Annotated in this window: 19 protein-coding genes and 1 riboswitch; of the genes, 16 read left to right on the top strand and 3 right to left on the bottom strand. The window is 42.0% G+C overall.

Annotation, left to right across the window (positions count from 1 at the left end):
• Positions 1 to 23: 23 nt before the first annotated feature.
• From ACN6MV_RS10755 to ACN6MV_RS10815, 13 genes are all read left to right on the top strand, one after another.
• Entirely contained in the window at positions 24 to 1118 is a 1095-nt protein-coding gene (locus ACN6MV_RS10755) for a quinone-dependent dihydroorotate dehydrogenase (protein WP_042126349.1), read from the top strand.
• A gap of 30 nt (positions 1119 to 1148) precedes the next feature.
• Entirely contained in the window at positions 1149 to 1961 is an 813-nt protein-coding gene (locus ACN6MV_RS10760) for a GTP pyrophosphokinase (RefSeq protein WP_042126350.1), read from the top strand.
• A complete protein-coding gene (locus tag ACN6MV_RS10765) occupies positions 1951 to 2403 on the top strand; it encodes a DUF309 domain-containing protein (RefSeq protein ID WP_042126352.1) in 453 nt (150 codons plus the stop codon). The genes ACN6MV_RS10760 and ACN6MV_RS10765 overlap by 11 nt, the downstream gene beginning before the upstream one ends.
• 102 nt (positions 2404 to 2505) lie before the next feature.
• On the top strand, positions 2506 to 4032 hold the full coding sequence (locus ACN6MV_RS10770; protein WP_042126355.1) for an RsmB/NOP family class I SAM-dependent RNA methyltransferase: 1527 nt from the start codon (positions 2506 to 2508) through the stop codon (positions 4030 to 4032).
• A 2-nt stretch (positions 4033 to 4034) separates the two neighbouring features.
• A complete protein-coding gene (locus ACN6MV_RS10775) occupies positions 4035 to 4799 on the top strand; it encodes a pseudouridine synthase (protein WP_419886322.1) in 765 nt (254 codons plus the stop codon).
• A gap of 31 nt (positions 4800 to 4830) precedes the next feature.
• Positions 4831 to 5631, top strand: a complete 801-nt coding sequence (locus ACN6MV_RS10780; RefSeq protein ID WP_341111905.1) for a Cof-type HAD-IIB family hydrolase — start codon at positions 4831 to 4833, stop codon at positions 5629 to 5631.
• Between the two features lie 264 nt (positions 5632 to 5895).
• Positions 5896 to 6369, top strand: coding sequence for a hypothetical protein (locus tag ACN6MV_RS10785; protein WP_042126360.1), 474 nt, complete (start codon positions 5896 to 5898; stop codon positions 6367 to 6369).
• A 119-nt stretch (positions 6370 to 6488) separates the two neighbouring features.
• Complete coding sequence (locus tag ACN6MV_RS10790) at positions 6489 to 7712, top strand: copper amine oxidase N-terminal domain-containing protein (protein WP_419886323.1); 1224 nt, start codon at positions 6489 to 6491, stop codon at positions 7710 to 7712.
• 117 nt (positions 7713 to 7829) lie between these two features.
• A riboswitch (cyclic di-GMP riboswitch) is annotated at positions 7830 to 7921 on the top strand.
• Between the two features lie 119 nt (positions 7922 to 8040).
• Positions 8041 to 8889 carry a DUF6612 family protein gene (locus ACN6MV_RS10795; protein WP_419886324.1) on the top strand — a complete coding sequence of 283 codons (849 nt, stop codon included), beginning with the start codon at positions 8041 to 8043 and terminating at the stop codon, positions 8887 to 8889.
• 297 nt (positions 8890 to 9186) lie between these two features.
• Positions 9187 to 10359: a serine hydrolase domain-containing protein gene (locus ACN6MV_RS10800; protein WP_419886325.1), complete on the top strand. Its 1173-nt coding sequence runs from the start codon at positions 9187 to 9189 to the stop codon at positions 10357 to 10359.
• 50 nt (positions 10360 to 10409) lie between these two features.
• Positions 10410 to 11231, top strand: coding sequence for an ABC transporter permease (locus ACN6MV_RS10805; RefSeq protein WP_419886326.1), 822 nt, complete (start codon positions 10410 to 10412; stop codon positions 11229 to 11231).
• Complete coding sequence (locus tag ACN6MV_RS10810) at positions 11228 to 12010, top strand: ABC transporter permease (RefSeq protein WP_076119709.1); 783 nt, start codon at positions 11228 to 11230, stop codon at positions 12008 to 12010. The genes ACN6MV_RS10805 and ACN6MV_RS10810 overlap by 4 nt, the downstream gene beginning before the upstream one ends.
• Before the next feature lie 22 nt (positions 12011 to 12032).
• Positions 12033 to 13031 (top strand): ABC transporter ATP-binding protein, encoded by a 999-nt coding sequence (locus ACN6MV_RS10815; protein WP_419886327.1) that lies wholly within the window; start codon positions 12033 to 12035, stop codon positions 13029 to 13031.
• On the opposite strand, the gene ACN6MV_RS10820 is transcribed toward ACN6MV_RS10815, so the two are convergent.
• On the bottom strand, positions 13022 to 13591 hold the full coding sequence (locus ACN6MV_RS10820) for a TetR/AcrR family transcriptional regulator (protein WP_375102554.1): 570 nt from the start codon (positions 13589 to 13591) through the stop codon (positions 13022 to 13024). The genes ACN6MV_RS10815 and ACN6MV_RS10820 overlap by 10 nt on opposite strands.
• Before the next feature lie 162 nt (positions 13592 to 13753).
• Here ACN6MV_RS10820 and ACN6MV_RS10825 point away from each other — a divergent pair, with 162 nt between their 5' ends.
• From ACN6MV_RS10825 to ACN6MV_RS10835, 3 genes are all read left to right on the top strand, one after another.
• Complete coding sequence (locus ACN6MV_RS10825) at positions 13754 to 14695, top strand: ketopantoate reductase family protein (protein WP_419886328.1); 942 nt, start codon at positions 13754 to 13756, stop codon at positions 14693 to 14695.
• Between the two features lie 278 nt (positions 14696 to 14973).
• Positions 14974 to 15720 (top strand): VOC family protein, encoded by a 747-nt coding sequence (locus ACN6MV_RS10830; protein WP_419886329.1) that lies wholly within the window; start codon positions 14974 to 14976, stop codon positions 15718 to 15720.
• A gap of 15 nt (positions 15721 to 15735) precedes the next feature.
• On the top strand, positions 15736 to 16326 hold the full coding sequence (locus ACN6MV_RS10835; RefSeq protein WP_419886330.1) for a class I SAM-dependent methyltransferase: 591 nt from the start codon (positions 15736 to 15738) through the stop codon (positions 16324 to 16326).
• Positions 16327 to 16396: 70 nt separating this feature from the next.
• Here ACN6MV_RS10835 and ACN6MV_RS10840 read toward each other — a convergent pair whose 3' ends face one another.
• Both ACN6MV_RS10840 and ACN6MV_RS10845 read right to left on the bottom strand, forming a co-directional pair.
• Positions 16397 to 16492: a sporulation protein YjcZ gene (locus ACN6MV_RS10840; protein ID WP_197069771.1), complete on the bottom strand. Its 96-nt coding sequence runs from the start codon at positions 16490 to 16492 to the stop codon at positions 16397 to 16399.
• A 111-nt stretch (positions 16493 to 16603) separates the two neighbouring features.
• Positions 16604 to 18007 carry an RsmF rRNA methyltransferase first C-terminal domain-containing protein gene (locus tag ACN6MV_RS10845; RefSeq protein ID WP_419886331.1) on the bottom strand — a complete coding sequence of 468 codons (1404 nt, stop codon included), beginning with the start codon at positions 18005 to 18007 and terminating at the stop codon, positions 16604 to 16606.
• Positions 18008 to 18146: the final 139 nt, after the last annotated feature.

The following is an 18146-nucleotide window of genomic DNA, read 5'->3' on the forward strand; positions in this document are numbered from 1 at the left end:
GTACCCCTTAAGGAGCGAGAACGGTGTTGTATCGTAATTTTGGTAAACCAATTTTCTTTAAGATTGATCCCGAGAAGGCTCACCATCTCGTCATAGGTGGATTGGATAAATCGTCATCAGTGCCAGGCGGAAGCGCTGCGCTGCGTTTAATGTACGGAGTTCCTGAAACGGCGGATTTAGCCGTTGATCTGTTCGGCCAGCATTTTCCGACCCCGGTTGGACTTGCAGCAGGCTTGGATAAAAATGCCGAAGCGGTAGTTGGATTCTCTTCGATCGGGTTCGGATTTATGGAAGTGGGCACGGTTACCCCTAAGGGTCAACCGGGTAATGATAGCCCGCGTTTGTTCCGTCTTCCTTCGGATGAAGCGCTGATTAATCGAATGGGCTTCAATAACGAAGGGGCTGATGCCATGGCACAGCGTCTGAAGAAATTAAAGAATCGGAGAATTCCGATAGCAGTTAATATTGGCCGGAATAAGATAACTAGTAATGAAGCGGCTCATGAAGACTATCGTCAATGCATCCGTACGCTTTATCCGTACGGTGATTTTTTTGTGGTCAATATCAGCTCGCCGAATACACCTGGTCTGCGCAGTCTCCAGCATGGCAGTGAATTAGCGTTCCTGTTAGCACAAGTGAAGGAAGAGATGGAGATTCAGCGTAAAGCCACCGGTATTACCAAAAGTTTGTTGGTTAAGATAGCACCAGACGTAAGTGACGAAGAGCTTGAATATATGGTTCAGACACTGACAGAAGCTGGTATGGATGGTATTATTGCTACGAATACTACATTGAACCGTGATGGACTTAGTCATGAAAAGGCTAATGAGACGGGGGGCTTAAGCGGTAAGCCGCTACGCGACCGCTCAACGGAGATCATTCGCAGTATTTATCGCCAGACGGAAGGGAAGATGCCGATTATTGGATCAGGCGGTATTTTCACCAGTCAGGATGCGTATGACAAGATAAGAGCAGGTGCGAGTCTGGTAGAAATTTATACAGCTCTCATCTACGAAGGACCGGAGGTTAACCGCAAATTGCATGCCGGATTACGGCAGCTCTTACGGCGGGATGGATTCAGTCATATCTCTGAAGCAGTGGGCGCTGATCATCACTGAAGGAGACGAAAGGACAGGAGGACGAAGGCGATGGACGGCAGGGACTGGGGAACTTTTTTGCTTCCATATGAACAGACTGTGGAAGAATTGAAAGTTAAATTCAAAACAATGCGTTCGGAGTTGAAGAAAAGAGAGGAATACACGCCGATAGAATTCGTAACTGGTCGTGTAAAGCGGCTGTCAAGCATTCTGGAAAAGGCTAAACGGCTGAATGTGAAGATGGAAGATCTGGAGACGGGGATTGAAGATATTGCAGGAATTCGGATCATGTGCCAATTCGTGGAGGATATCCGCAGAGTGGCCGAATATATCCGGGCCCGTAAGGATCTTGAAGTACTCTATGAGAAGGATTACATCACTAATTATAAAGAGAGCGGCTACCGCAGCTTCCATATGATTATTAAATATCCTGTGCAGACAGCGCTTGGCCAGAAAATTGTGCTCGCGGAGATCCAAATTCGTACGCTAGCTATGAATTTCTGGGCAACCATAGAGCATTCCCTGAACTATAAATATCGGGAAAGTCTACCCGATGAAATGCGTGTTCGACTAAAAACAGCAGCTGAAGCAGCATCGATCCTCGACAGCGAAATGTCCAGTATTCGGGAAGAGATTCTGGAAGCACAGAAGACATTCGAGGAAAATTCGAATATGACCACTCAGATTCTCAAGGCCATTCATCAATTGTATTTCTATCATTTGGTGAATGAAGCAATAGATACGCAGGCTCGCTTTAACGAAATATGGCAGGTTCAGGATATGGAAGCAATGAAGGAGCTTCTGGATCATGTACGGGGACTTCTTTCCGCAGCTAAAAAGGATAGTTTACCGGATGGCTTATGAACCATTGTACTTGGAATACCTAGTGTACTTTAATCGTGACAGGGATTATTTTGAATGTCACGAGGTGCTCGAAGAACTGTGGCTTGCCCAGGACCGAAATCCTTTGTACAAAGCACTTCTCCAAGTAGCGGTAGGGTTATACCATTTTCGCAATCAGAATGTTCGCGGTGCAGCTATTATGCTGAGTGGTGCTTCTGCCAAACTGGAAGAATATCCAGCAGTGACACTCGGCATTAATCTGGCGAAACTCGTGGAAGAAGTGAAAGATTATGTTCGGCGCTTAGCATTATATGATGAACGGCCATTTTCTTATTACGATCTAACCATAGAGATTATTGATCCAAGTCTAGCCGACCAAGTGGAGACTGCAGCTGTAGCTATCACACCGAATAACCCTCAACGACGTGGTCCTCAGAGACCGACATCCTTTCATCGTAAGTAAAAGATCCTCTATATATGAGTATTGTATAAGGGACACCCGTAAGGGTGTTCCTTGAATCTTTAAACACCTAAATTTTTGCAATACTATCAGGAGGACGGCATCATGGCGGCACAATTGCCTAGTTCTTTCAGCGAACGTATGATGGACATGCTGGGAACAGATTATAATCAATTTGCGAATTCTTATAAGGAAACTCCTTACGGAGGCGTCCGTGTTAACACATTGAAAATTTCCGTGGAGAGTTTAAAAGCTCTTTCTACTTTAGGATTGGAACCGATTCCTTGGTGTCCTACTGGATTTTATACAGAGAATGGCGCTAGACCAGGCAAACATCCTCACTACCATGCAGGATTGTATTACATTCAAGAGCCAAGTGCGATGGCACCTGTAGAATTGCTAAATGTAGAGCCGGGTGATCGTGTACTTGATTTATGTGCCGCACCTGGAGGAAAATCTACTCAGATTTCAGCCAAGCTGTTAGGGGAAGGATTGCTGGTTAGTAATGATCTTCATCCGGAACGGACTAAAGCCCTAGCCAAAAATCTGGAGCTGTATGGAGTGCGTAATGGTGTTGTACTGAATGAAAGCCCAGATCATATCGCGGCTGCATTCCCATTATTTTTTGACAAAATCTTGATTGATGCTCCCTGCTCTGGTGAAGGGATGTTCCGTAAAGATGAAGACATGGTGAAGCAGTGGGATTCAGGTACACCTGCCAAATATGCTTCCATGCAGCGGGATATTTTACGTTCTGCTGCAACAGCATTGGCACCGGGAGGTACACTTGTCTATTCCACCTGTACCTTTGCTACAGAAGAAAATGAGGAGATTATAGCGGAGTTTATTTCTGAACATCCACAGTTCTCAGTGGTAGCGGTAGGAGGTACAGGCTCATTCGCTCCTGGCTTCGGAGAACTCTCAGGTACAGCAAGACTGTGGCCGCATAAGGTGAAAGGCGAAGGACATTTCATGGCTGTATTGCAACATGGGGGAACTAAGCGCTCAATGGAGGAACGTGATCACTTAGAGGTCAAGTTAAACGAATCTGCAAGAGCAAGAACTACTACTCCAAAAAGTGCAGCACATGTTAAATCATCCAATAAATCAGAAGGAAGACGGGGGAAAGAAGGGAAACCCTCTCACAAAGCTACTGGTGGCGCTGACCGTGGTCGGCAAGTTTCAGGTGACGAGCAGGCTTTGGCTGCGTATGGGAGTTTTGTACGAGATCAGCTTGGCTGGGAACCTCAAGGATATCCTGTTCTGTTCGGGGATCATTTGTACATTTCTCCGCTTCCTAAGGAAAGACTAAATGGATTAAAGACGATTCGTCCGGGATGGTATGTAGGACAAATCCGTAACGGCAGATTTATTCCAGGTCATCCGATGGCTACAGCTTTACATCCGGGAGAAAGCTGCCGAAGTGTCTCACTCTCCAGTACGAATCATGAAGCTATTTCCTATCTTAAAGGAGAGACGTTGTCGATTGCTCAAGAACGTCTCTCTATTAGAATAGGAAGTGCCCAAAAAGGATACGTTCTGGTCTGCATTGACGGTTATAGCGCAGGCTGGGGGAAATGGCAGGATGGCATACTCAAGAACGAATATCCCGCAGGCTGGAGGTGGATGTAACAATGAGCCAATCAGGTAAGCCCGCCAAAAAACAACGATTAGATAAAGTATTGTCCCATATTGGAGTGGGGTCGCGCAGTGATATCCGTAAACAAGCTAAACAAGGCTTAATATTGGTGAACGGGACAGTGGTAAAAGATAGTGGGTACCATGTGGATCCTTATGCCGATAAAATAGAGGTAGGGGGAGAGGCTGTTACCTACCGTGAATTCATATATCTTATGATGAACAAACCCCCGGGTGTCCTGTCAGCTACGGAGGACAAGCGGGATCGGACAGTTTTGGATCTTTTAAAGCATGAATATGCACAGTTTGAACCGTTTCCTGTAGGAAGGCTAGATAAGGATACTGTGGGACTGCTTCTGATCACTAATGATGGGAAGCTTGCCCATGAATTGCTGTCGCCACGTAAGCATGTCCCGAAAACGTACGAGGCAACCATCGAGGGCGATGTAGACGCGGATGATGTCGCGGCTTTTGCAGCAGGGGTGGAGCTGGAAGATGGCTACGTTACTTTGCCTGCACACTTAACCATTCTTGGAAGAGAGCGCGGCAGCAAAGTGATTTCCCATATTTCACTTATCATTACTGAGGGGAAATTTCATCAGGTGAAGCGTATGTTTCAGGCGGTAGGCAAAAAAGTCACTTTTCTGAAACGTGTATCTATGGGAGAATTGAAGCTTGATGAAAGTCTGCCGCTGGGAGCTTGTCGGGAACTGACGTCAGAGGAACTGGCACTCTTAGGCACAGAATCATCTCAAGGATAATATAGAAAAAGAAAGACAAGGATGGTGGAGTATGAGATACAAACTGATTGCACTAGATGTGGACGGTACGCTATTAAATGATGATCACCACTTAAGCTCTGAGAATAAAGAAGCTATTGCTGAGGTTACACGCCTTGGCGGTCAAATCGTATTGTGTACGGGACGCAGTCCACAGAACTCGATTCCTTTCATGGAGGAAATGGGGCTGTCTGGTTACGTACTAGGTCACAACGGGGCTGCAACGGTACGTGTGAAAGATCGAGAAGTATTGCATCAATACGGTATGGATGCACGTGGTCTTGACCCCTATATTGACTATTGCCGTAAACACAATATTCATTATGATGTGAATACTGCTTTTGATATGTACGTTGATAATGTAGAGAACCTGACAAAAGAAGCTAATTATATGTATGAGCACTTTCGTATTGTGCCAGCAACACTGCCAGCCTGGGAAGATTTCCGTGAGCCGGTTGTTAAGTTTACTGTATTTACACAGCCAGAAATCCTTGACGAAGCTGAGCGTGAATGGCGTACTTGGACCCCTGAATACAACATTTTGCGGAGTGGTGAATTTTTCGTTGATTTGATGCATCCGGAATCCTCTAAAGGTAACGCTTTAAAAAATCTTGCTGTGAAGCTGGGAATACCACAAGAAGAAGTTCTCTCCATCGGTAATTATTTTAATGACATTTCTATGCTTACTTACGCAGGGATGGGTGTGGCGATGGATAATTCTCCTGTAGAGGTAAAAGCGGCAGCGAATGCTGTAACGGGTTCGAACAACGAGCATGGTGTGCGTGATGCGCTCGTAAAATATTGTTTATCCTAAGATTTTTTGGATTTGTGAAATAAGTTTAGGTGCAAAGCATAAAGCGGACGGGAGTCTGTTTTATGCTTTTTTTGTTGTGAAGGTAATTCATTCTAGTACTCTTTGGTTTGCTAGTTTCATATTCTCCTTTAATCTCTATACTTGTTTGATATAATAGATGTTAATTCCAATATTTGGTTGATGTATCCTTAGGTGAATTGATGGTATGTGTACCCGAATAATTTGCTGCCTTTTACTTATTATGTAATACGAAGGAGGGAAGAGATGAAGAGTGTTTTTTCTTATGTTTTATTAATATTGATTATTTTAATAAGTGGATGCAGCGGTAGTAATCAAGATAGGGTTCTATCGATGAATTATGATTTCGCTGAGCCGTTTAGATTTCCATTTGAAGTGAATGAAGTTCGTACGAAGATAGAACTTGATAATCCATATATACTCCAACAATATATCTTTCATTATAAAAACAAGCAGACCACACAGGAAATTAGGTTGATTCTAAGTAAGGTTATAAATGATCCAGAGAAAGTATCTGAACAAGGTAAACAACCTTATACACTAAAAAACGGAAAACAGGCTTATTACGATGAGGATGAGACCAGTCAATCTATTTGGTGGGAGAGCAAAGATGGTTTCTTGGCCCGCTTTGTTTATTATATCAACGGAAATCTTGATCTGTTAGGTGATTACAAACTGGATGATTCCGATCTAGTAGACTTAGCTAATCAGGTTCAATAGTATTTATAGAAACACTTCCCTTCATAAAAAAGTCATCATGGAATGGGACGGAAATATAGAAGAAGTTGAATTAAACAGGTAGAACAAATTACGCCATTATTGAGAATAGGATGTGTTAAATGGTTAGAAAGTTTGCGGTTCTTTTATTGAGCTTTTGCTTGATAATGACTACACCGCTTGTTATAGGGACAGCGTCTGCTGACAAATCTATTCAGTTGTTTGTGAATAATGTAAAGGTTGCTGGCGTTCATCCGATCTTAAAGTCTGGTGTTATGTACGTGCCGTATCGCCAATTTTTCTCCGCCATGGGTTATAAGGTATCATTTGATCCTGATACTCGTAAAATCTCAGGGGTCATAAGAGGTGCCAAAATCGAATTCTGGGCTGGTGAGGCTATCATTTACTACGACGGAGTGACTTATTATTTGGATAAAGAGATTCCTGTCCTTAATGGACAAGTGTATCTTCCTCTTCGTTTGGTTAGTAACTTAGCGAAATATTCGGTTAGTTATGATCAATCTAAGCTATCTGTGAGCTTGAAACCGTACGGAGAGGGTCAGGAAGCTGCTATTCAAGAACTACTTACGAAATACTACGAAACGTTTAGTCCCCGTTTATTAACATCTGATAATCTTAAATTAGGTTATATGAATCTAGAATATGATTATGAAGCTAATCAACCAATCAGTGAAATCGCAGTTAAAGACTTCAAAGTGACAATAGATCGGATTGAATACACTTCTGCTAGTGAAGCGAATCTTCAAGTAACTTACATTAAGAACACAGAAGAATTGAAGCGAGAAGCTGTGTATCTTTTCGATATTCGATATGAACGAGGACAGTGGAAGATCGCGAATGATAGCTTGATTTTTAATCGTATGGAGCTTCCTGCGGATATTGATAAGAAAGCTGCGGTTATTATGGAGAATCATCAAACCGAGCAGAATGCCGTATTGGCAGATCTAAGAACCTATTACAATGCGTATAACTCCGAAAATCTTGATCTTACTACCCAATATACAGACCCCTCGATTATTAAAGAATGGAATGCTGTTGTGTTCAGTTCGGTGACATGGGAAAGTATGATGAAGGGGCACTTTGCCAATTCTGAATCGAGGTACTTGCTAACCGACGAACGAGTCGTTTACCTAGGAGAAAAGGAAGCTGTCGTCCATGGGAAACTCGATTGGAGCGATGTTACATACAATGAAGGGGTAGACAATGATAAATACGAAGCTCTTATTTACTTGAAATATGTTAAGGGTCATTGGACTTATAATACTGACACCAGCCTAGACCAGTACTTTGATGAAAGAGAAAACAGCAATTTGAATAAAAATTAATCTATTACCTTTATTGTAAAGATAAATGGAAGATAAGTCGTTTACAGGTAAATATGACCATGCTAAAATTGGCAAAGGGACAAACGTCCTTTAATCTAATTTAAACTAATTGAATGTCCGCGTTAAAGGTAAAATCATCGAAAGATGATGACACAAAGCCATGGGTCTAAAGCCTTTCTACAGAAGGAAATGATCGCCAGGCCGCCATAGGGATGTCTTATGAATCATAAAGGATAGTTCTGAAGGACGTGTAGTCTATTTCGAGCTGTTTTTATTATTCCGACCTATACGGTGTTACATTATCGCAAGGGGCCGAAAGGGGAAGTACATGAAGAGTTTTTTTAAAACAATAGGTACAGGGTTGGCAGCGGGTGCTTTATTGCTGTCCGGAACGATCGGATGGATGTCTAATCCTCAAGTTGTGTCTGCAGCTACGACAGCAGCAGTCACTGCGGATCAAATGATCAGCAAAGTAACGGCAGCCTCCAAAGCACTAAAGAATTTCCACTTAGATGTGACCAAAAAACAGGATATTCAAAGCGGAGGGGTGCGTATCAGCAACACCAACACACTGAAGCTGGATATCAACCGTCTGCCGAATTTTGCCGCAGCAGGCACCGTCGATAGCAGTCTTTTAAAAACATCTTACAGCCTGTATGCCAATGACAAGGAGTATTACTATCTTGTAGACGGAAGTGAGCTTATCGATGAATCTGAAGACGAGGGTTACGACGATGACGGGGAGCCCATCGATCCCAATGCACAGTATTGGCTTGGACTGGAGAAGGTGGAGTGGAATGCTTTTTACTCGAAAGGTCAATATGATCCTGTTTCCATGCTTGATTCGGTCAAAAGTTATAAAAAATCGATGAAAGTCAACAATGTTGGCGCACAGACGGTCCTACAGTTCACGATAACTGATCCGACAGCAGCTAAGGGAATAATCGCACTGTATGACCAGGAGAATCTCTGGGATGGTGAGACCGTTCAACCGAAAAGCGTAACTTGGAAATTGTTCGTCAATACTAAGACCTGGCAAACGGAAAAGCTGACAGTCGATCTGAGTTATGTGCTGACCAGTGACGGAGAAAAAGATACATACACCACGAAAATTGAAGCTAAATATTCCAAGAATAACAAAGGTACAGCCATTGTAAAGCCGGCCGAACTAGAATAATAAAGGCATTTCATATCGAGTAAAAAGCGCTGTTCAATAGAGCAGCGCTTTTTGCTCGATTCTTGACAGTGGCTACCGGAAGTGAGATCAGTAAAAAATAGTTAAATATATAATTGACCTTCCATTTATTAGGGTTTTAGCGCATGCTATTTATGTAATTAATAAACTGAATTAATTTATAAGTACGTGAAATATCATGTTGTAACTATTACATTGACAAGGTATTATGAGTTAGGTGTATATTTACATTTATGAGAATTTATTGTGTTTTTATTTAATATTAGGGGAGTGTGAACAATGTTATCATCCACAGAGCTTAGTAAGCTGCACGAAGTGAATTACAGGGAGGATCGCTTAGAGGCACTTAATCATTTTTATGGGGATCTCTGTGATAAGAAAGTAGCTGATGGTTATATTTATTCTCTAAGTCGTTATGGGAAAATATTTGCTAATGGTGCCGGGGGACGTTTCAGTTACGAAGAAGACAGCACCCAAGAAATGAAAACGGATACAATTTTCCGCATTGCTTCAATTACAAAGCTGTTTACGGCGACGGCGATCTGGCAGCTTGCGGATAATGGTAAGATTTTTATGGGGCAGCCTGTTAGTTCTATTCTACCGGAGTTTGATGCGGATCCTTTTAAGCCGATTACAATTGCCCATTTACTGACTCATACCTCCGGCATTGCACCTGATCATGGCACTATTAGTGATACTTACTATAAAAGTGCTTGGTGGTATATTTATGAATCTGAGGTTGGAAAAGAAAACTGGATCCAAGCTGGGCTTTCCTATGGGCTTCATTTTCCAGTAGGGACGCAATGGATGTATTCATCGTTCGGATATGTGATCTTGGGTGCAATTATCGAGAAAATAACGGGTGTTTTTGCAGAAGAATACATAATGGACAACATTGTAAATCCGTTAGGCATGAAAGATACCTTCTTTGTTATACCGCCAGAGAAAGCGAGTAGGATCGCCATTCGTTCGGAAGGGGCCAAGGAATATCTTCAGAAGCTGCAAAACGGGGAATTTACGGATGAGGAACAAAGGTCTGAAGAAGAAATCAAGCTTCCCGGAACTGGTGGGGGTTTATATTCAACAGTTACTGATATACAAAAGTTCGGAATCATGTTGCTTAACCAAGGGGAATACGAAGGTGGTCATATCTTAAGTCGTATGGCTGTTCAAAGAATGACCAAGCGGTTCAATACTGAGAAAATTCCAAACTACGCATGGGGAGATGGAGGATCGGATCGTCCGTACGGACTTGGGCCGGACCTTCGATTTAATGTAAGTACTTCTTACTCTGAAGGCACTTATTTTCACGAAGGGGCAGGAGCATGTGCCTTGTTCATTGACCCTATAGAAAAGATGGTTGCCGCTTGGTATCTCCCTTGGCATAAAGGGATATGGGATGGTAGAGGCGTTTTTGGCACACATAATGTGATCTGGTCCGGACTCGAATAAGAAGTTTGCTATTTTTTATGAAATATCTACAGATAGGCAGGATGTGACTTATGTTTGAGCTGATAAAGCACCGCTTTCGCCTTATGAGAGCGGTTGCTTTTGTTACTTATAAGGAATGGAGTGCGTACAGGACGCATTCGATGGTTTCTATTTTTGTAGGTCCTGTGTATTTTTTGGTGCAGTATTATATATGGAGCGCTGTTTATAGTGGGGAATCTTCTATTAACGGAATGTCACTTTCCCATATGCTCTCTTATTTTTGTGCCACGATGCTGATTAACTATTTGACCATGGATTTTGCCGATTGGAATTTACAAATGCTCATCCGCACGGGGAAGTTCATTACGTTCTCTTTAAGACCGATGAATCATATGTTCTATGCGTTGTCTCAGAAGGCGGGGCATAGGGTACTTGGACTTCTATTTGAATTTATACCCTGCTTTATGATTTTCTTTTTTGTTTTTCATATTGATGTTTTGCCTGCAAATTTACTTTATGCAATTCTTTCGATAGCAATGGCTTTTATGATGAATTTTTTTATCCATTATAGTATTGGAATGGTCGCCTTTTGGATGGTGCAGTCCTCTAGTATTCGTAACTTTTTTAGTCTTTGCGAGGGGATATTCTCAGGATCGCTGATTCCATTAGTCTTTTTTCCAAAATCCTTACAAATGGCGTCCTTTTTCTTACCGTTTCAGTATACGACCTTTCTTCCTGCAATGGTCTATACAGGTAGCTATACTTTAGCTGATATAACCTTACCTATTCCTCAAGTTTTGTTGCTGCAGCTTATAGCCGTTATGATTGCCGGAATAGTCTGCCGGGTGTTGTATGCGGTGTCGCTTAAGCATTTTACGGGGGTGGGCGCATGAAACGTATGTTTTTAATATACAAAACTTGTATGAAGGCGAATATAGCTTCTGCTATCACTTATCGTGTTAATTTTATTCTTAATAGTCTTATCATGCTTATAGGGAATGTGTTGTTTCCTCTAGTAACGGTATTCATTTATAATTCGAATGCTTCATTTGAAGGATGGACCTTTAAAGAGGCGCTGTTAATTCAATCTGTTTTCATTTTGTCTACGGCTTGTGCCGGGATTTTTTTTAACGGAATTATGTGGAATACAATGTCTCATGTAGTAGAAGGGACTTTGGAAGTGGTATTAATTAAACCAACCTCGAGCCTTTTTCTGCTGTTGGCCAGATCTTTTGAGTTCGAAAGTATCGGGCTTTTAGGTGGAGGAGTAGTCATGTTCGTATACGCACTTAGCGGAATCGATGGGATGACCATCGGCTCTTGGTTATTGTTCCTGTTGTTGTTTGGCGCAGGGCTGCTTGTTATGTTCGGCGTGGCGCTTATTGTGGCAGCAATTTCCTTCAAATGGGTAGCGAATTCCCGCTTGCCGGAGATGTTTGAGAGCATTAAGTCTTTTGGGCGTTATCCAGGGACGATTTTCCCTAAAGCAGTCGTAGCCGTAAGTTCTTTTCTTTTTCCGGTTTCCATGATTGCTTACTTTCCAGCATCTACTCTGATTGGACGATGGGAAGCCTATTTTTTTATAGCGATTATCCCTTGTGTGTTATTTGCTGCCTTCGGAATTTGGCTCTATACGTACATGCTTCGTAGTTACAAAAGTGCCGGAGGATGAATTTGTATGAAGGAGAATTACATTGGACATTATTACCGTCAAGAATTTAAATAAGCAATATGAAACGTATCACCGTGGACAAGATGCTAAAAGCGTATTTAAAAGTCTGTTTCACCGTGAAAAATCGATTATCACCTCTGTAGAAGATCTTTCGTTCAGTGTTGGAAAAGGAGAGATCATTGGCATTTTGGGTCCAAATGGTGCGGGGAAATCTACGACTATTAAAATGCTGACAGGCGTTCTCTACCCTACATCGGGAGAAATAAATGTTCTAGGATACAACCCTCATAAGCAGAAAAATCAATATGTTAAACAAATCGGGGTCTTATTTGGACAGAAATCGCAATTAATATGGGACATTCCCCCTTTGGATAGCTTTTATATGAACAAGGAAATTTATGATATTCCTACAAACGACTTTCGTACAAGACTAGATCGATTTGTTAACATGTTTGAGATCGGCGATATTATCACTAAGCCCACGCGCACCCTTTCACTGGGAGAACGAATGAAATGCGAGTTTATTATGGCAATGCTTCATTCTCCGCCAGTGGTTTTTTTGGATGAGCCGACGATCGGGCTGGATGTTATAGCTAAACAAAGAATCAGAGAATTCATTAAGCAAATGAATCAGGAAGGCACCACATTTATTCTAACGACACATGACTTGGAAGATGTGGAACGTTTGGTTCAAAGAGTACTTATTATTCATCAAGGTAAAAAAGTATATGACGATAAGTTCTCTGAACTTCGACTTCATCTGGGTGCGAAAAAGGTAGTCAGGCTTTCTGCTGCCACAACTATTGGTGAGATTGATCTGCCCGGGACTCTGCTATCGGAAAGAATATCGGATTACGAAGTGGAATTAATGATCGATACCGGGCAATGTAAAATGGGCGAGTTTCTACATATTCTTAGCGAAAAGGTAGAGATCCTTGATATTTCCATTAAGGAGATTCCTATTGAAAAGATTATCAGCTCCATTTATGAGATGGATATGGGAGAACATATTCAAGCTTGAGAACGGATCATCTGCAGATTTAGATCGAGCATGGACCATAACTTTTCAGTGATCTCTTTTGCAGAACAAGGATTACTATGGGTAAACCACCATTCAATCACTCCGACAGTCGCCGAACTTAAGAATTGCACAGATATATCTTTACTCAGCTCATCTAGATTAAAATTGTTTTCTAAAAATTGTACCTTGATCTGCTCATTTATCATTTCTTGTAATTGGTTTCTAAAGGAGACCAGAGCTTTATTTCTTAATAAAGTCTTATAAAAGAGAGCATTCTCCTCCAATTGTTCCAGCGTGCGGAGTAATGACGTTTTAGAGGGATTGGGTTCGGTTACATCCTCCACTGCGGAGCAACTTTCAATTAGTTGTTGGAGCTGAGCCTCCAGGCATTTATCCATCAGATCGTATTTATCCGCATAATGGGAATAAACTGTTCCGCGGTTTACATCAGCACGCTCTGCGATTTCGTTGATCGTTATTTTCTCAAAATCTTTTTCAGCCATCAGTTGAATTAATGCATTCATGATGGCTGTTTGGTTTTTTTTAATTCTTCTATCCATGGTAATACTCCCTTTTATTAAACAATGTATTGGTTTCTGTTGAAAAATCAACAAAACCGATCAAACTAACGATTGAACCCTACCGGAGATGTGATAATCTGATTTTATCGAACAGTTGATCGAAATTCAACAAATGTCTAAAAAGGGATAGAGGAGTTAAACATGAGAGTATTAGTTTTTGGAGCGGGAGTTTTAGGCAGCTACCTTGCGCATGTTCTAGTGCGTGGGGGGAACGATGTCACAGTGCTTGCCAGAGGGAAGCGTGCGGAGCAGTTGACGAAAGACGGACTTGTTCTTCGCCATTATTTTCAATACAAAAACACTGTAGATGCTGTGAAAGTCATCTCAGAGCTTCGACCGGATGATCGCTATGATCTTATTTTTGTTGTTATGAAATACAATGATTTTCCAGCTGTATTACCTATTCTAGCTAAGAATCAGAGTCAGAATATAATTCTTGTGGGGAATAACGGCGATGCCCATGGCATGAAAAAGGATCTTCAGGATATGAGCAGTATGAGAAAAAATATACTCTTCGGGTTTCAGCTTAGTGGAGGCATTCGTGAGGCGAGCGGTCGGGTCATCAACATAAGGGCTGGAGGGCAAATGGTACTTGGCAGTCTAGATGGTGAGATTCCAATCAAGCCTGTACTGGAAAATACCTTTAAAAATGTAAAGTATAAGCTAACTTATCATGAGGATATGAATGCTTGGCTTAAAAGTCATATCGTGCCTATAGTGGCTTTGAACTCTCTTAGTTATCTTCACGACGGGGATTTGAAAAAGGTGTCTAAAGATGAGAAGCTGTTAAAACAAGCCATCTCAGTAATGGATGAGGGATTTCAAATTATGGAGAAACTAGGGTATACTATCACTCCAGCAGGTCAAGTTAACTTTGTTCGAAAACACAAACAGGGTGTGTATTATGGTCTGAAAATAATTCATAAATTACCGTTCATGAAATTAGTAGACGGTTCTTTCAGCGAAATAGCAGCTTTGTTTGATTCATTCGATAGTTTGAAGCAGCAAGCAAACATTGCGACACCCCATTGGGATCAACTTCAGCAACAAGCGATGATGAAGTTTAATGCAAACAATCACTAGGTTCAGCTAAAAAGGCTTCCGATCAATCGGTAGCTTTTTTTATTGCCGAATAGGATTATTTAGCAAAAATGGAGGATTAAAAGGATGTTTTCTTGAAATGTGTATAACAATCTTTTTGGGGAGGGATACGATCGATGGCTATATAAACGACTTCATATACTAGTATTCATAAAATAGAATATCACGTAGCTAAGTGGGTAGTTACAACTGAAAATCTTACGGAACATATATCAAGTGATCAGGCTGCTGGTATGGCAAATTAATAAGGTGGTGCATGAGTGAAAATTGATCATCTAGTTGTAAATGTGGATCGTAATGTACACGAAGACCAAACGTTTGTTAAGGCAGTCCAAACGCTTGGTCTTCCATATGAGCCGAAGTGGGGAAAGGGTACAAGGGGGTTTAAAGTATCAAATATATGGATCGGAAATGAATATTTTGAATGGGTTCGAATTAAGAAAAAGGATGGTGGAGGTTGGCTGAAAAGTTGGACGGAGGATTATCTGGGTGGACATCGGGGTCTTATAGGCTTTGCCTTGGATGTAGAAGATATAGATGCTGTATATAAGGAGCTTTCAAGTCGAAATATTGAAGCTTCAACACCAGAACCTTTGCGGTTCCGTTGGTTTTTTAATCTGTTAACTAGAACGATGCCATGGAAAAATTCATACATACCGAAATTTGAAGGAGTGCCTTTTCAATTCTTTTTACAACAAATGAATGACGAGAAAAGCCTAGCTTTTATGCAGCAATATATGGTTCCAAACAGTAGAGACCAAAATATTCAAGGTATCTCACAAGTAAATATATTTGGAGCATGGACTCAAAAGGATAAAAAATTGCTTAAAGACATATTCACTGACGTTGTTGTTCAAGATGGAATGATTACTATTTCTTTAGGCTCCCAGAGGATCTGTTGTGTGGACGCTGAGACTTACAGAGTTGAAGTGCTGCTCGATTGCAGAAATGACGAGTACTCCAAAAAGGAATTAGAAGTCGGCAATTTATTGATTCGAAATCGTTAATAGGAGATTAAAAATATGGGATTATTGAATACGCTGATCGATCAAGCCAAGAACCCGAGAGGATTCGTGGGGAATATTATGATCAAAATCATGAACCAGGCACATACCAGCATAACAGCGTGGGGGCTCTCAAAAATAGAAATGATGAACAATGCCCCTATTTTGGACATAGGTTGTGGTGGTGGTCAAACTATACATACGCTTGTAAAACAACATAAGCATCAGGAAATCTACGGCGTAGATTATTCCCAGCAAGCTGTGGAGACATCCATTCAAAAAAACAACAAGGCTGTTGCCGCAGGTAGGGTGAAGATCAGTCAGGGAGACGTATCGGCGCTACCGTTTAACGAAATTTTTTTTGGGACGATCACGGCTATTCAGACGCATTATTTCTGGCCTGATCTTGAACATGATATAAGTGAAGTGTATAGGGTGCTGAAGGCAGGCGGAACGTTTGTCATTATTTCTGAGGTCTATAAAATTAATTATCACATGAAACAATACACAAAGAACGAAGAGATAGATCATTTATTTCGGAAAGCTGGCTTTCAAACGGTAAATATTCACGAGAACAGCAGATGGAAATGTTATGTTGGAAAGAAATAAAGCGGCCGCACCGCCCCAAAAAGGACGACACAGCCGCTTTAATTTCACCGTCTATTTAGCCGGATTGGTATTAAACGAACAATGAACGGGAAATGATTACGAGCAAGATAAAGAGTACCAAGATCGCACCAGTTGAAGTGAAGGCTCCTCCATGAAATTCACCCATGATATATTCCTCCTTAACGTATGTCTTATTCCCATTGCTGCGGCGGATGTCGCAGCTTTCTGAGATAATGACATCATATGCCAAAGTGGACTGGATGAACTGGTCTATGGCCTATTGCTCGTCAATATGGGCTTTTAGGATGCGCAGTCCTTTTGGAAGGTGATTCTTAAGTTGGCCAGCGCTTGCTTTGCCCCAACTTATCGGCAATCCATCTAAAGTTACTAGTGTCCATCCATGTAATTCCACCGGCACAGGTAAGCTTTCGCCCCGGAGCCAAGCATGTATTTCCATCCCCGCGCTACTGAGATCAAAACTACGTGTTACATCTGTGTGCTGAATCGCCATCGCGAGGGCGTGAGCAGGTTCAATCCGATTTTTCTTTAAATGGGCAATATGTAGCCCGGCTCGCGGAATACGAAGACCATCCAGCAGCCCCGTATGGAGGTTGCCGCTAAAGGATTCAGGTAGTAAATATAGGGATTCTCCGAACAGCAGAGGGACGCCTTGATATGAGAAACCAGGAAGCTCTAACGAAGCCCAGTCTTGGAATAACTGGTATGCATCGCGAACGGAAGAATTTATTTTTGGGTTGCTTTTGCTTCGACGCTTTTTGGTGCTGCGTTTGGCGTCATCGTTAACGTCGTTTTCGGTGACACTGTGCTTACATAGGAGTGCAACAAAGTGGCCTTCGCCTTTTTCTAAATGTGGCCAAAGGCGCTTGTGGGTGATTAATTCCATATCGGGGTAACGATCCGTCAATCGGGCAATGATCTCCTCATTTTCTTGACGGTTAAAGGTGCAAGTAGAGTAGGCTAGAGTCCCCCCAGGCTTAAGCATAAGGTAGGCGTCTTGCAGGATGTCCCATTGTCTCGCCGCACACATAACCACATGGTCAGGAGACCACTCTTGAACGGCATTTGGATCTTTTCGAAACATGCCTTCTCCTGAGCAAGGAGCATCCAGCATAATTCGGTCAAAAGCAAGTGGAAAGCGCGAAGACAGCTGCTCTGGCGCTGCACAGGTTACGAGGGTATTCTTAATACCTAAACGTTCTACGTTCTCTGCAAGAATTTTTGCGCGCTCTGGATGGATCTCATTAGAAATTAAGAGGCCTTGTCCTTGCATTAAACCAGCGATATGCGTAGTTTTACCCCCAGGAGCTGCTGCAAGGTCGAGGACGGTTTCACCGGGATTAGGTGCCAGCAGTTCAGCTGCGGACATTGCGGAAGGCTCCTGAATATAATATAGTCCGGCAGCATGGTATGGGTGTCTGCCTGGTCGAGCGGGCTCTTCATAATAATAACCATCAGGGCACCATGGGATAGGTTTCAGATCAAACTGTGAGACTGTGCGTTCTACTGCGACTTGACCTGAATCTGAGATACTTTTTAATGGATTAAAGCGAAGTCCCTGCGTTCGTGGTGCTGAATAACTTTCTAGAAAAGCATTTGCCTCTTGCCCCAGCATTTCTTGTATATATGCGGTGTAAGAGGCAGGCAGCTGTTCTTCCTTCATAGATCATTCTCCTTTTTCTTAGTTGCTGTTTCATGTTTATACCGATAAAATCAAGGTATGGGGAACGTAATCGTACCTGAAATTCTACATATACACAACTATATCATAATTGCCAAGTCTTACTGTACGTAAGGCAATT

Origin of the sequence: Paenibacillus sp. B-A-8 (assembly GCF_048572915.1) — a bacterium.
Lineage (GTDB): Bacteria > Bacillota > Bacilli > Paenibacillales > Paenibacillaceae > Paenibacillus_AQ.

Coding starts and splice junctions, on each gene's coding strand:
- ACN6MV_RS10760 (WP_042126350.1), top strand. CDS start 1,149: ATGGACGGCAGGGACTGGGGAACTTTTTTGCTTCCATATGAACAGACT.
- ACN6MV_RS10765 (WP_042126352.1), top strand. CDS start 1,951: ATGGCTTATGAACCATTGTACTTGGAATACCTAGTGTACTTTAATCGT.
- ACN6MV_RS10770 (WP_042126355.1), top strand. CDS start 2,506: ATGGCGGCACAATTGCCTAGTTCTTTCAGCGAACGTATGATGGACATG.
- ACN6MV_RS10775 (WP_419886322.1), top strand. CDS start 4,035: ATGAGCCAATCAGGTAAGCCCGCCAAAAAACAACGATTAGATAAAGTA.
- ACN6MV_RS10780 (WP_341111905.1), top strand. CDS start 4,831: ATGAGATACAAACTGATTGCACTAGATGTGGACGGTACGCTATTAAAT.
- ACN6MV_RS10785 (WP_042126360.1), top strand. CDS start 5,896: ATGAAGAGTGTTTTTTCTTATGTTTTATTAATATTGATTATTTTAATA.
- ACN6MV_RS10790 (WP_419886323.1), top strand. CDS start 6,489: ATGGTTAGAAAGTTTGCGGTTCTTTTATTGAGCTTTTGCTTGATAATG.
- ACN6MV_RS10795 (WP_419886324.1), top strand. CDS start 8,041: ATGAAGAGTTTTTTTAAAACAATAGGTACAGGGTTGGCAGCGGGTGCT.
- ACN6MV_RS10800 (WP_419886325.1), top strand. CDS start 9,187: ATGTTATCATCCACAGAGCTTAGTAAGCTGCACGAAGTGAATTACAGG.
- ACN6MV_RS10805 (WP_419886326.1), top strand. CDS start 10,410: ATGTTTGAGCTGATAAAGCACCGCTTTCGCCTTATGAGAGCGGTTGCT.
- ACN6MV_RS10810 (WP_076119709.1), top strand. CDS start 11,228: ATGAAACGTATGTTTTTAATATACAAAACTTGTATGAAGGCGAATATA.
- ACN6MV_RS10820 (WP_375102554.1), bottom strand. CDS start 13,591: ATGGATAGAAGAATTAAAAAAAACCAAACAGCCATCATGAATGCATTA.
- ACN6MV_RS10825 (WP_419886328.1), top strand. CDS start 13,754: ATGAGAGTATTAGTTTTTGGAGCGGGAGTTTTAGGCAGCTACCTTGCG.
- ACN6MV_RS10835 (WP_419886330.1), top strand. CDS start 15,736: ATGGGATTATTGAATACGCTGATCGATCAAGCCAAGAACCCGAGAGGA.
- ACN6MV_RS10840 (WP_197069771.1), bottom strand. CDS start 16,492: ATGGGTGAATTTCATGGAGGAGCCTTCACTTCAACTGGTGCGATCTTG.
- ACN6MV_RS10845 (WP_419886331.1), bottom strand. CDS start 18,007: ATGAAGGAAGAACAGCTGCCTGCCTCTTACACCGCATATATACAAGAA.